At 42.7% G+C, this 12,337-nt stretch carries 12 protein-coding genes; 10 read left to right on the top strand and 2 right to left on the bottom strand.

Annotated elements, in window-relative coordinates:
* Positions 1-321: 321 nt before the first annotated feature.
* A complete protein-coding gene (locus EHO59_RS07855) occupies positions 322-1,899 on the top strand; it encodes an LA_0442/LA_0875 N-terminal domain-containing protein (RefSeq protein WP_135586616.1) in 1,578 nt (525 codons plus the stop codon).
* 17 nt (positions 1,900-1,916) lie between these two features.
* Positions 1,917-3,983: a methyl-accepting chemotaxis protein gene (locus tag EHO59_RS07850; protein WP_135586614.1), complete on the top strand. Its 2,067-nt coding sequence runs from the start codon at positions 1,917-1,919 to the stop codon at positions 3,981-3,983.
* On the opposite strand, the gene EHO59_RS07845 is transcribed toward EHO59_RS07850, so the two are convergent.
* Complete coding sequence (locus EHO59_RS07845) at positions 3,978-4,985, bottom strand: hypothetical protein (protein ID WP_246052751.1); 1,008 nt, start codon at positions 4,983-4,985, stop codon at positions 3,978-3,980. The genes EHO59_RS07850 and EHO59_RS07845 overlap by 6 nt on opposite strands.
* Before the next feature lie 169 nt (positions 4,986-5,154).
* Here EHO59_RS07845 and EHO59_RS07840 point away from each other — a divergent pair, with 169 nt between their 5' ends.
* Genes EHO59_RS07840 through EHO59_RS07825 form a run of 4 tightly spaced genes read left to right on the top strand, consistent with a single transcriptional unit; the run spans position 5,155 to position 8,178 of the window.
* Entirely contained in the window at positions 5,155-5,571 is a 417-nt protein-coding gene (locus tag EHO59_RS07840) for a hypothetical protein (RefSeq protein ID WP_246052750.1), read from the top strand.
* On the top strand, positions 5,555-6,928 hold the full coding sequence (locus tag EHO59_RS07835) for a PP2C family protein-serine/threonine phosphatase (RefSeq protein ID WP_135586610.1): 1,374 nt from the start codon (positions 5,555-5,557) through the stop codon (positions 6,926-6,928). The genes EHO59_RS07840 and EHO59_RS07835 overlap by 17 nt, the downstream gene beginning before the upstream one ends.
* A 9-nt stretch (positions 6,929-6,937) precedes the next feature.
* Positions 6,938-7,711, top strand: coding sequence for an enoyl-CoA hydratase/isomerase family protein (locus EHO59_RS07830; RefSeq protein ID WP_135586608.1), 774 nt, complete (start codon positions 6,938-6,940; stop codon positions 7,709-7,711).
* 8 nt (positions 7,712-7,719) lie between these two features.
* Positions 7,720-8,178, top strand: coding sequence for a DUF192 domain-containing protein (locus EHO59_RS07825; protein WP_135586606.1), 459 nt, complete (start codon positions 7,720-7,722; stop codon positions 8,176-8,178).
* Positions 8,179-8,218: 40 nt separating this feature from the next.
* Here the strand turns inward: EHO59_RS07825 and EHO59_RS07820 are convergent, their stop codons facing one another.
* Entirely contained in the window at positions 8,219-8,824 is a 606-nt protein-coding gene (locus EHO59_RS07820; RefSeq protein ID WP_135586604.1) for a DUF3332 family protein, read from the bottom strand.
* Between the two features lie 240 nt (positions 8,825-9,064).
* Between EHO59_RS07820 and EHO59_RS07815 the strand changes: the two genes are divergently transcribed.
* From EHO59_RS07815 to EHO59_RS07800, 4 genes are all read left to right on the top strand, one after another.
* Positions 9,065-10,525: an MBOAT family O-acyltransferase gene (locus tag EHO59_RS07815; RefSeq protein WP_135586602.1), complete on the top strand. Its 1,461-nt coding sequence runs from the start codon at positions 9,065-9,067 to the stop codon at positions 10,523-10,525.
* Positions 10,526-10,581: 56 nt separating this feature from the next.
* Positions 10,582-10,935, top strand: coding sequence for a PilZ domain-containing protein (locus EHO59_RS07810; RefSeq protein WP_135586600.1), 354 nt, complete (start codon positions 10,582-10,584; stop codon positions 10,933-10,935).
* A 139-nt stretch (positions 10,936-11,074) separates the two neighbouring features.
* A complete protein-coding gene (locus EHO59_RS07805; protein ID WP_135586598.1) occupies positions 11,075-11,677 on the top strand; it encodes an RNA polymerase sigma factor in 603 nt (200 codons plus the stop codon).
* Between the two features lie 7 nt (positions 11,678-11,684).
* Complete coding sequence (locus EHO59_RS07800; RefSeq protein ID WP_135586596.1) at positions 11,685-12,257, top strand: LIMLP_12425 family protein; 573 nt, start codon at positions 11,685-11,687, stop codon at positions 12,255-12,257.
* The last annotated feature ends 80 nt before the right edge of the window (positions 12,258-12,337 follow it).

Genomic DNA, 12,337 nt, shown 5'->3' with positions numbered 1-12,337 from the left:
ACGAGTAGGAAAGGATTTCATACTAGCTTTGTTTCTATATTGTGGAAGGTTTATGCCTAAGTATGGGAAGATTGCGGCAAAAAATTCTGACTCTTAATTATAGCGATCGTTCTTCATTGTAACGATTTTGAGATTGGTTTTAAATTGAAAATAAATCCGATCGAGCCTGATAAATCTCAAATTTTTGCGTGACCTAATAGAAGTAAAATCCCATGCTGCTCGTCTTTCTATAGGATTCATTTGCTCTAATGATCGCTTATACAGATAAATTAAACGAATCGGGAGCAGGGGTACCGCCCTTTTAATACTGGAGTAACGATTATGTTCCCTCGAGATTGGCCGAAGCGAGTCTCCGTTCTTTTGATCGGATTTACGATTCTCTTTTTTTGCGATGAAATCTTCGCGTTAGACTTTGTTCGCTTAAAGAACGGACAGATCATACGCGGAAAGATCGTATTAGAAGATGATGAAAAAGTTTTAATCGCAGAAAACGAAGACTTTGTTCGCTTTCTAGATAAGGAATTCGTAGCTCAGGTGAGCTACGAAAAAGGAAAGCCTGCTCCTGCAGCTGTCCCTTCTCCTTTAGCGGAGAAGAAAACCACCCCTCCAGTACGGGTTTCTGATATTCCTCAATCTCATGTGGAGACAGCTCCTCCGAATATGTATGGACCAAGTGGAGGATCGAGTAACGGTAACGGAGCTGCCGATACGAATATCGAAGTGATCCACGAGGTGGTGACGGACTTTATTTGGCGGGGACTCAGTTTCTCCGGAGAGATCGCAAACAGAAGAGATAACGAAAGCTATCGAGCTATGACCTTCGTTCCTTCTTATCAACCTACGGTTACCTTCAACACTCCTTTGAAAGGTTTGCAAGTACAGTTTTGGGGAAATTTTCAATTAACGGAAAGGAACGATAGGGACAACGACGGAAGATTCCAACAATATCCTGGTGGTCCTGGTCCTGCTTATCCGGGACAAGGTTCTGCAGGTTCGATCAGTCCTTTTTCTGCGCCAAGCCCTGACACGTTAAACGCAGCTTGTCCTTATGATACCCAAAACAATTTGATGACAGGAGTCCACAGTCTCGGCTCTACTTGCGGGGGAAACACTCCCGGATTTAAGAAAGAACAAAACGGTATGAAACGATCGGACGGTTTGTTCTACGCATTCTACTATAATTTCGATAAGACTAGTTGGGGAACTTTTACTGCGGGGATTTGGTTTTATAATACATTCCAAAAAAGTACTGCATATCTTTCTCCTCCTTTGGGAGCATTTAATTCCCAAGCTGAACAAGGAATTGCTGGAGCCAATAACCCTTCTACTCAGATCACTCGACTCGCTTGGCAAGAATACTTCTTCTTTTGGAAGCTTCCATTTCTGCAGTGGGCAAATCCTACGGTTTCCTTCTATACCCAATTCTCCCAAGAGAATGCAGGTTTGATGGCGGGAAAAAATTATCTATCCTTAACGATTGGTCACGAGTTCTTCGAGGATAAGTTCTTCCGAATCCTTCCTCAGATTAACATAGGTTATGCGATGAGTAATAATATCGTGGATAATAGGAACGGGATCCAGGATATAACCTCCACTTTGACATTCTTCTTTGGAAAATTCTTCTTCAAGGCCGCCAATATTTGGAGACCGAATCTTTACATGTATGATACGGACAATTATTACGGAGCAACTGGCGGATACGTGAATGCAAATAATCGGGATGGAAAGATCGTAAACCCTGGCAAGGTAAATGGTCCTGCAAATCAGATTGTATTGGATTATATCAACGGCTCCTCTCTTTCGGATGCATTGAAGCAATCCGTCAGAGACTCTTACTTATTGCAGAAGATCCCTGCTCACCTTTTCTGGTTTAGTATTGGGTTCAGCCAGAGCTTTTAAGCATACAGGTTAAGAGAATGAGTATCCGATTTAGAATTTCACTGTACCTTTCTGTCGTATTAATATCCGGATCTTTGATCTTAACCGCGATTAATTCTATCGGATCCTATTTCGGTCTCAAGTCCCAAGTAGAGACTGGATCCAGGATGGCAGGAGAAAGATACGCTTACGAAGTTAAGGATTTCTTAAATCTAGCGCTTGGGTCTTTGCGAGGATTGCAATATCTTTTGGAGACTTCCAAGCCTGGCAGAGATGAAGCAGTAGAAGCGCTGAAAAAACTCGCCGATGCAAACAAATACTATTTCGGGACTTGGGTAGTTTTCGAATCGAATGCTTTCGATGGACAGGATGCGAAGTTCAAGAGTAAAACATATCATGACGCAACCGGAAGATTCGTACCGTATGCGAATAAGTCCAAAGGGGCAGTTACTTTGGAGCCTGTCATCTATTATGAGAACTTGGATGAATCAGGAGCATTTTATAATATTCCTAAAAAGACCCAGAAAGATTTTATAGCAGACCCATTCGATTATCCGGTCGGTGGAAAGCATGTGCTCATGGTTTCTCTCGTAAAACCGGTATTGAGAGGAGGAACATTTTCCGGAGTCGTGGGAATGGACCTCGCGATGGAAAATTTGCAGGAGTTACTCGGACCCATTCGCCCATTCAGAGGAGAAGGTTACTTAACTCTTATCTCTCCGAATGGTACCTACGCTGCAAATGGAAAGGATCCTTCCTTAGTGGGAAAAGTAATCCCAGATAAGGAATGGTTGAAAGAAGTAACAGAAGGAATGTCTAAAGGAGTTCCTTTCTCCTTGAGATCAAGAGGAGAAGGACATCATTTCTTTCCGTTTGTATTAGGAAATTATGATAAATCTTGGGCAGTAGAAGTGTCGATTCCGGATTCCATCTTCTGGTCGGATCTAAGAGGAGTGATCCTGCAGACGATCCTTTCTTCTCTTGTAATCATGGTGATGATCCTTGTGATCTTGAATTTGATCTTCAATCGTTTGATTACTTCCGGGTTATTAGAAGCGATCGGTTTCTCGGAAAAAATAGCAGATGGAGACCTGACAGCTTCTGCTGAGATCAAGAGAGAAGATGAGATAGGTAAACTCCTAAAGTCCATGGATACGATGAAGGAAAATCTTTCCAAGATCATCCTGGATATCAAGACATCCTCTACGAAACTCAACCAAACCTCGGATAAGATGGCAGATTCGTCTCGTAACTTCTCCGACGTAGCCCAAACCCAGGCTTCAGCTGCAGAAGAATCTTCTGCTGCAGTCGAAGAGCTTGCAGCTTCTGCAGATAATGTTCGTCATTCCATGGAGAAGGCGATAGAGAACATGAAGGAGATCGATTCAAATGTGGTTCTCCTACGAGAACAGATTGGAACGATCAATAGTGAGATGCAGACCTTATCCAAGGTTGCTTCAGAATCGCAAGAGAGAGCGATCACTGGTGAGAATGCGATGGGAGCGACAAACCAGGCTATGGATGAGATAGGGGAGAGTGCGAGTCGTATCAACGAGATCCTTTCGATCATCACTGAGATCTCTGAAAAGACTAACTTACTCGCATTGAATGCGGCGATTGAGGCAGCTAGGGCTGGAGAGGCTGGTAAAGGCTTTGCAGTAGTAGCAGAAGAGATTGGTAAACTTGCCTCTCAGACTTCGAGCTCAGTGCAAGAGATTGGAGAGTTAGTAGATTCAACGAATAATGCAGTTCATAACGGAAATACGAAAGTGAAAGAAGCGAGTGAGATCCTTCGTAAGCTTAGGACGAGTGTGGATTCATTCGGTTTATCAGCGAAGAAAGTATTGGACTCGGTTAGCACTCAGGAGAAGAACACTCAAGACATTCATCAATCTGCAACTTTCTTAATGAACTTTAGTCTGCAGATAGAAGAAGCAGTCCAGGAACAGAAGAGAGCAACAGACGAGATCACAAAGACAATCCTTTCGATCTCAGAGGGAACCCAGGAAGTTGCTTCTGGAGCAGATGACCTTACTTCTTATTCCGGAGAGATGCACGGACAGTCAGAAGGACTTCTGAGATCTGTAGATAAGTTCAAACTATAGTTTAAACAATATCTTTCGGATAATCTCTCTTTGTTTTTCTAGAGAAGGTTTTGTAATCCCATTCTCCATTTGGTACAATACCTTCTCGCCATCCTTGATCTCTAAAACCCAAGGACGCTTCTCTAAGATTACATGTACATAAGACACGAAACTTTCCGCAAAGAAATCATCTGCATTTGTCGCGGAGTATAAAGTAGGAAAGGGAGATTTTTCTAGAACTGGATAGATCTTCTCCCATTCCTCATCTAAAGAAACGGATCCAGAGTAAAAATGGATCTTGCTACGGATCGGAAAGAAGGAAGTATCCATGGACGCAATCTTTTCCGATTTCCAAATTCCGGAGAAGAATGGAAAGCGTAGATAGGATCGAAATGCATCAAAAAAGCTTGGACCTATCTTTTGCGTTCCGGAAAGGATATGGCCGAACTCATGCAATAGAATATAACGTAGAGCATTATTCTTTGTATTTGCTTCGTCAGGTTCGATCCTGACATTCACCGCAAGTCTTCCCTTCGTATAGATTGAGTTTTCTTTATAAGTGATCCATTCGTTTGCTTTTCTATCCAAGACTTTCGCATCCAAGAGGACGAAACCGCCTTTGGTATTTCCATTTTCTTGAATAAACCCGCTAATTGCAGATCCGCCTAAATCTTCGCAAACATAGATCCTAAATAATTTATCTTTTAAGAGAGACTGGATCGGTTCCGGTTCAGCTTCCAAAGTTTTGATGACTTCTTTTTTAAAAGACGGAAAGTTTCGAGCTTCGACAGGGGACTCATCAAAGCCGTCTATTTTGTTTAGGCCTAGGACATAGTCTTTGGCAGGCGTATCTAAATTGTAGATCCTGGAGCCCCAATCGGAACCCAAGCCGACATAGTTTTCCATTTTAGAAAGAGAGGAATGAGCGAACAGGTCAGCGTAAGGATTCGGATCTCCTTTTTGAGCTTTGCAATGATTAGAAAAGGAGAAGGCGAGTATAAAGACGCCAAACAATCGACACATTTTCAACTTTGAATGTGAATAGCGTTCGAAAAACATGAAGCACCATATCTTCCAAACTTGAGCGTGAAACGAAAGTATTTTTCTTTGCATCGCAAAAAACGAAAGAAGGAAGATCGGGGTTATTGATTTGCTTTTCACACGGCTCTTGTAAGATTTGTGCCTGTTTCTTATGAAGACAGGGATTTATTCTCCGAGCCACCAGGCAAAGAAAGAAAGTCTGAGTTTGATCAACTTATGCCTCTCTACGGGGCTTTTGCTTTTCAATCCTCCTTCTATTCTCTCCGACGTGACGAATCCTTGGAGTCTTCATAACGACGAGAGGATCATCAATCGAAAGCATGTTTCTCAGATCGTTTTAGAGACCCGATCGAATGGATTTCGCTTAACTTTGCTTGTTAATGAAAGATTTCCGTACAACTACAAGTCCAAGTCATTCGCTCTTTATTATTCCAATATAAAGAATGCGAAGGAAGGATTGGAGTTTGCTGAGAAATTGGATCGGTATTTGAATTCTGGTCATAATATGAAAATCCGGATCAACGGATCCGAAATTATTGAAATTATCTTAGATGAATCTATCCGCTAAAAAAGCAACAGGCATCCTTAACCCGCTCGCTTTCCTCGAAAGAGAGTTTAATTACAGGGAAGTCAGCGCGTGGAAGGACTTTGTAAGAATAGATCAGTCTTTCATTCGATTGGCATTCTTCCTTCATTTCCTTGTTTATTTCCTATTACTCATCCCTGAGATAAGGGATTCTCCGAGAGGAGGCATTTACTTCGGCTTTATCTTAAGCCTAAACATACTCAGTTTAGTCTTATCTTTTCAAAGAAAGTATCTTCCGGCTGTCATTCATGGAACGAACTGCACCATTACCTTTTTAGTGATGATGGTATTGAACGAATCGTTCTATTCCTTTGACGATCTGCATAGTTTACAATTATATAATAACTACTTCTTACTGGTCGGATTTTTGGTACTGTTCCAAATGTTCCGCCTAAAAGTAAAGGGTTGCTTGTTGACTGCGCTTTATTCGGTAGTGCTTCACCTCGGATTCACTTACTTCAAGCTGAAGGATGGTACGATCCCTGGCTTTCCATTAGTCTTACTCGTTCCGGATGTGGTTTATTTGATCATGAGTCTGATCGGGATCACTATAGTAGTCATAGTGAGAAGACTAGTCCATATATCTTCAGAACTCGATTCGGATTATAGATTCTTGCAACATGAATTGCAAATCGCAAGAAAAGTACAGGAGACTCTATTTCCGGAAGATATCAGCATCAAGGGATTTAAATACGAAGTATACCGTTCCACTCCGAACGAGATCGGAGGAGATTTCTATGATTTCATTCAATTGAGGGAAGGAAACACAGGAGTATTTCTTACGGACATCGCTGGACACGGGATCGCTTCCGCGTTAGTCGCGTCTTTCATTAAGATCATGGTGGCAACCATGCCGTATCGATTGAAACTGCATCCTGTCAGACTTCTGGAATATTTGGATGAGACTCTTCTTCGGCAATTCAAATCACATCATGCTTCTGCAGTGTATATCTTCTTCGATTTTATTTCTAAGGAGATCCATTTTGCAAACGGTGGCCATCCATATTTAATGCATTCCCAAAGTGGAAGCGAGTTTAGAGAAATTGAAACTACCGGAAGTATATTGGGCTTCGGCATCAAGAGACCGATAGCGGAACTTGTTTCCCTGCCTATCCTTTCTGGAGAAAGACTTTTCTTATATACCGACGGACTGATCGAGAATCGAAATCCGCAAGGAAAACAGCTTGGAAGCGAAGGCCTTTTGGAAATCCTGAACAGAAATAGCAGTCTTACGGACCTAAGACAATTTAAGGATGTTGTCCAAGCAGAACTTTTCGGCTTCTTCGGAGACGCAGAGTTCGAGGACGACACTCTCTTCCTAATCATAGAGATGGAGTAAGAAAAAGAAATGAGCGAATCATTAATACAAATTAAGAAAGAAGGCGCAATCGCCATTCTGGAAATCAACAGACCTTCCGCATTAAACGCACTCAACGAAGAAGTGTTGAAGGAATTGAAATCTTCCTTCGAATCTCTGGAAAAGGAAGAAGCAATTCGAGTAGTCATCGTCACCGGACAAGGAAAAGCATTCGTGGCCGGAGCGGATATAGCTAAGATGAAGGAACTGGACGCTTCCGGAGCGGAGAAGTTTGCTTCTTTAGGCCAAGGCGCTTTCGACACCATTCAAAAAAGCCGTTTAGTGTCCATTGCTGCAGTGAACGGATTTGCATTAGGAGGAGGATTGGAACTTTCTCTTGCCTGCGATATCAGAGTTGGATCAGAAAAAGCTAAATTAGGATTACCTGAAGTATCTCTCGGACTGATCCCAGGATTCGGTGGAACTCAAAGACTTTCCCGCCTTGTAGGATACGGAAGAGCAGTTGAACTTATCTTCACCGGAGATATGATCTCTGCAGAGGAAGCGTATCGGATCGGAATACTGAACAAATTGGTAAAAGAAGGAGAGGACCTTCTCGGAGTCGCTAAATCTATCGCAGAATCCATTTTGAAAAAGGGACCGAAAGCGGTTCAGATCGCTAAGAGAGTCGTATTAGAAGGATTGGATACTCAATTCTCGAAAGGACAAGACTTAGAGAAGAAAGAATTCTCCAACTTATTCTCCGGAACAGAATCCAAGGAAGGAATGGGAGCCTTCTTGGAAAAAAGACCTCCTAAATTCTAAAGTTCGCAATGAAATCCCTGAGACTCTCTCTTCTTCTTGCATTCTTTCTGTTGCCTTGGGCCGGATGGGGAGAATACAATTCTCCTCTTTATTTGGATAAGACCACCATTTATGTGGGAGAACATCCTCTGTATGTCGAGGTTGCGAACACGGAGGAAAGTAGACAGAGAGGACTTATGTTTCGTAAGAAGCTAGGTGAGAATGAAGGAATGCTCTTTATCTTTCCGAGCGAAGATCATCTTACATTTTGGATGAAGAATACTCTGATCCCTCTTAGCATAGGCTACTTCAATAAAGACAAGAGGATGACGGATACTTTCGAGATGCTTCCGAATCAGACAAAGACATTATATCATTCGAGTGAAAGAGTGATGTATGCTGTCGAAGCGAATAAAGGTTGGTTCGCGAAGCATAATCTAGGTAAATTTGCGGTTCTGAAGGTAGAAAGTCGTTTTGTAGGAAAGTAGAAAATTCGCCCCGGTATATTCCGAGGCGAATGGAAGGGAATTAAAGAGTTCCCGCAGCTTTCAATTCTAGATCTTCGAGTGTTTTAGCTTCCACTACTTTAGAAGATTTTAATTTACCTTGTTCGGTCAATTTCAGGATCACCTGAGAACCTACAGTCTGAGAAGTCACAGCGACTTCGGATAATTTTCCTTCTTTTTCAACGAAGAATTTTCCTGGCTGAGCGCGGAACGCAGTCAAGGTCTCGGACTTTCCTTCTTTGGAAACTGCAGTCAGATCCAATCTTGCTCCGAAGTTAGAATAAACCAGAGTCAGTTTTTCTCCCTCTTGCTCGAAGGATTTCGCAAATCTTCCTTCTTGGTCGTACTCGTTCAATCCAACTGGATTGCTTCCGGACCAGAACTCGATCAGGTTGAATAGAATTAGATCGATAAAACCTCCGATCGCCATTAGGAAACCGAAAGGAATATAGAAGAGGATAGTTTTCACGATCTTAGCGAGAAGTCCGCCGCCTACGTTGATCCCATCGTTCGCGTTGTAGAATACTCTAACTAGAGCGAATTTACCGAAGCAGTTTGCCAAGGAACCGAAAGTGATCCCTACTAGCATCACGGAGAGGACGATTTTTTTTAGGACATTTTTAGCCATTGAGAACAGAACTCCTTATCGATGAATCGAATGCGAAACTATGAATATAAGAAGGAAAAAAACTTGCAAGAGAATTCCTTTTTGTCCTCTTGCAGGCTTCCAAAATCTTGACCGAAGGGCAAAAATCTAGACGCGAGAATCCCTTGACCTAGTTCCAGTCCCGGGATTTTTGGATCGAAAGGTCGATTTAAAAATAAGATCGATCTTAGGACCAAGAGCCTTACCGAAGGGAACATACAATTGATCTTTCCCACACTGGAATTCTTCCTCTTCTTCTCCTTTGTCTTTTTAGCCAATTGGTATATATTACCTTTTCTCTTTCCGAAGCACGAAATTCGTAAGAAAGTCATTCATATATTCCTGCTCGTGATGAGCTATATCTTCTACATGAGCTGGAACTGGAAGTTTGGCGGACTCATTCTTCTTTCCACAATCATAGACTTTGTGTTGGCGGATCTGATCCACGAGTCCAAGAACCAAAGTGCCAGAAAGTGGATGATAGTGACGAGTTTAGTATTGAACCTCGTCTTCATTTTAGGCTTCTTCAAATATTATGATTTTCTAAGTCATAATCTAAATTCTCTTCTGCAATACATAGGACTGCCCGGATTATTTCCTATACTTAAGATCGTTCTGCCGGTAGGAGTTTCCTTCTATACCTTCCAGAGTTTGAGTTATACGATCGATGTATATAGAGGAGTTATTCCCTCCGAAAAGAATTTCATTCGATTTGCACTCTTCGTTTCTTTCTTTCCTCAGTTGGTTGCGGGTCCGATCGTAACTGCGAAAAGTTTCCTTCCTCAATTGCAAACGGAAAAGAGGTTAGAAGATATTCCTTTTAGAAAGGCGATACGTTATTTTCTCTTGGGGTATTTTAAGAAGGTCGTACTTTCCGACAATATTTCTCCCATTTCAGATCTGATCTTTAAGGATCCGGGCAATTATTCCACGGAGGCTCTTTGGCTTGCCGCGCTTCTCTTTTGGGTGCAAGTGTATTGTGATTTTAGTGGATACACGGATATGGCTTACTCCGCAGCATTGCTCTTAGGATACGAACTTCCTGAAAACTTCAGAATGCCTTATATCTCTCAATCGGTCACCGAGCATTGGAGAAGGTGGCATATCACTCTTTCTTCTTGGCTGAGAGACTACGTCTATATCTCCTTAGGCGGGAATCGAGCGGGCAAGTTCCGGCACAGATTCAATGTTTGGTTTACTATGTTTGTGGCCGGGATCTGGCATGGAGCCAACTGGACCTTCTTTGTTTGGGGTTCCATCCAAGGTGGATTCTTAATGGTGGAATCCATGATAAAGGAATGGAAGGCACAATTCTTTCCGGACCTCAAACCTTCTCCTTTCTGGGAAAAACTACTTACTCCGACTCGTATCTTGTATGCCAGCATCGTCTGTATCACGTTTGGCGTTATCTTTCGAGCAGCCAATCTGGACATGGCCTTTCAATTCATTCATGGAATGTATTCCTACCAAGCAGGCGAGCTTAGACCTTATATGTTGAAGCAGGGAGTTCCTGCGATCCTTGCTGTGATCGTCGGACACTACTTGGGATGGTTGATCTTCGAGAAGGGAAAAGAGTTCAGAATACCTGCTTGGCTTGAGTTTACCCTCTATCCGATACTTGTCTTTGTGCTCGCCATACTCAGTCCGGACGGAGAGATCCCTTTCATCTACTTTGATTTCTAAAAAGGGAAAAAGCTGGACACTTGCAGAATTCGATTCAACTTTGATTCCCTAAATTCATGAGTGAGTTCGAACACAAACCTAGAAGCCCTAGATTCTATCCTAGGGATTTCGACGATTATATTGTGCAAGTGGATTCAGGACTCATCACTCTGGAAGGAAAGCTCGGGAATATTTCTGAATCCGGGATCTGTGTGCTTATGAGTGGAGAAGATCTCACCGGTTCCATGGCAATCGAAGGTTCTGTGATCGAAAGAAAGACCGGCAAGAGATTGGAATTCTTGGGCGACGTTGTATGGAAGGTCCCAAAGAATATAGAGACCAAGAAAAAGTTCCTCTATGGAATCCGATTTCGAAACCAACTTGAACTCACAGAGTCCCTGATCCTGATCAATCTCTCTCTCGAAGGTTAAGCGAACTGACCAAGTCGCTTGTCTTTGGTGATCCAAATCCATTTCGAGGATCGTTTCCACGCTTCCTTCTCGCGCCTCAGAAGGGTATTTTTATTGCAAAGACTGCCAAAACTCCGTCCTATGTCGTTAAAGGGTTCTAATGATAGAAACTGACAACCCACATCGCAAACAAACTGTCCGAGATAAAGAGATCCAACTCCTAAAACAGATCAAGGAAGGGGATGATAAGGCTTATATAGAGCTTACAGGGCCGTACAGAGAGAGATTGTATCGTAAGGCAGTCTCCATGGTAAAAGACGGGGATGATGCCGAGGATATCGTCCAGGATGCCCTTATTTCAGGTTATAGATCCATCCGTAATTTTAGAGCAGAATCAGGCGTATATACCTGGCTGTACCGGATCGTGGTGAATAAATCCAAGGACCTTCTGGCCAAGAGAAAAAGAGCCAGAGAGAACTCCATGGACGATTCTGAGTTCCAGGTCACGGATGATCGGATGAGCTTCGAAAAAAAAGTAGAACTTTCCGACGAGAGTAACTATCTAATCAACAAAATCAACGAACTCGAGGATATATACAAAGAAGTCATCGAGCTCCGGTATTTCGAGGAAATGTCCTACTCACAGATAGCGGACATCCTCGGAACGAATATCGGAACGGTTAAGAGCCGGCTCTTCAAGGCTAAGGAATTTCTGAAGCACCTCATCATGAAAGATGGGAAGGGCGAAGGCTTTTTTAGGTAAGTAAGGTATGGAAAAACAAGTTAGCAAGCAACCACGCGTAGGCGCAAAATTCGGGATCAGTTCCCTCTTCCAAAAAGAAGATCCTGATCATGTAAAACTCGAAAACTCTCTCATTCGCGCAGTCTCCGAATTCAGATCTAAGGAAATGCAAAGCGTTCGCCTTTCTTCCGATTTTGATCTCCGTCTTCAAAACCTTCTCAAAGATATAAGCTTAGAAGAAGAAACAGCTCTGTCTAGACTTTCCCGTAATTTTATATGGAATCGCAACTTCCAATATTCTTTGAGCGCGGCGCTCGCGGTCCTCGTTCTCGCGGTAACCGTAGGACGCTTCTCCTCATCGAATGAGACGGGTGTCGCGGAAAGATCCGGAACTCTCTCCCTCGGAACGGATAAGGAGTTCATCGATCTTCCTTCCTCCGCTCGAGTAGACGCCGACCTCAATTCTCCTTACCTCTCCGAAATCTCCAAAAACCCCCAAGCAAAGAAAACACTCTCCTCACTGGAGCAGTATTTTATGGAAAAAGGAGATTACAGAACAGCTCAGGAGATCCGTCAGGTTTTGGATTCTTCCAACAAATAAGATCTTTTAAGATCGGTTTGAGTAAAACTCGAAAGAAGAAGCCCTGCAACTGCAGGGCTTTTTTATTTTATAGAGATAGG

It is taken from the genome of Leptospira semungkisensis (assembly GCF_004770055.1).
GTDB lineage: Bacteria > Spirochaetota > Leptospiria > Leptospirales > Leptospiraceae > Leptospira_B > Leptospira_B semungkisensis.
The sequence above is the reverse complement of the archived record's forward strand: the minus strand, read 5'-3'. Positions and strand labels throughout refer to the sequence as shown.

Coding starts and splice junctions, on each gene's coding strand:
- EHO59_RS07845 (WP_246052751.1), bottom strand. CDS start 4,985: ATGTGTCGATTGTTTGGCGTCTTTATACTCGCCTTCTCCTTTTCTAAT.
- EHO59_RS07850 (WP_135586614.1), top strand. CDS start 1,917: ATGAGTATCCGATTTAGAATTTCACTGTACCTTTCTGTCGTATTAATA.
- EHO59_RS07855 (WP_135586616.1), top strand. CDS start 322: ATGTTCCCTCGAGATTGGCCGAAGCGAGTCTCCGTTCTTTTGATCGGA.
- EHO59_RS07835 (WP_135586610.1), top strand. CDS start 5,555: ATGAATCTATCCGCTAAAAAAGCAACAGGCATCCTTAACCCGCTCGCT.
- EHO59_RS07840 (WP_246052750.1), top strand. CDS start 5,155: ATGAAGACAGGGATTTATTCTCCGAGCCACCAGGCAAAGAAAGAAAGT.
- EHO59_RS07825 (WP_135586606.1), top strand. CDS start 7,720: ATGAAATCCCTGAGACTCTCTCTTCTTCTTGCATTCTTTCTGTTGCCT.
- EHO59_RS07805 (WP_135586598.1), top strand. CDS start 11,075: ATGATAGAAACTGACAACCCACATCGCAAACAAACTGTCCGAGATAAA.
- EHO59_RS07800 (WP_135586596.1), top strand. CDS start 11,685: ATGGAAAAACAAGTTAGCAAGCAACCACGCGTAGGCGCAAAATTCGGG.
- EHO59_RS07820 (WP_135586604.1), bottom strand. CDS start 8,824: ATGGCTAAAAATGTCCTAAAAAAAATCGTCCTCTCCGTGATGCTAGTA.
- EHO59_RS07830 (WP_135586608.1), top strand. CDS start 6,938: ATGAGCGAATCATTAATACAAATTAAGAAAGAAGGCGCAATCGCCATT.
- EHO59_RS07810 (WP_135586600.1), top strand. CDS start 10,582: ATGAGTGAGTTCGAACACAAACCTAGAAGCCCTAGATTCTATCCTAGG.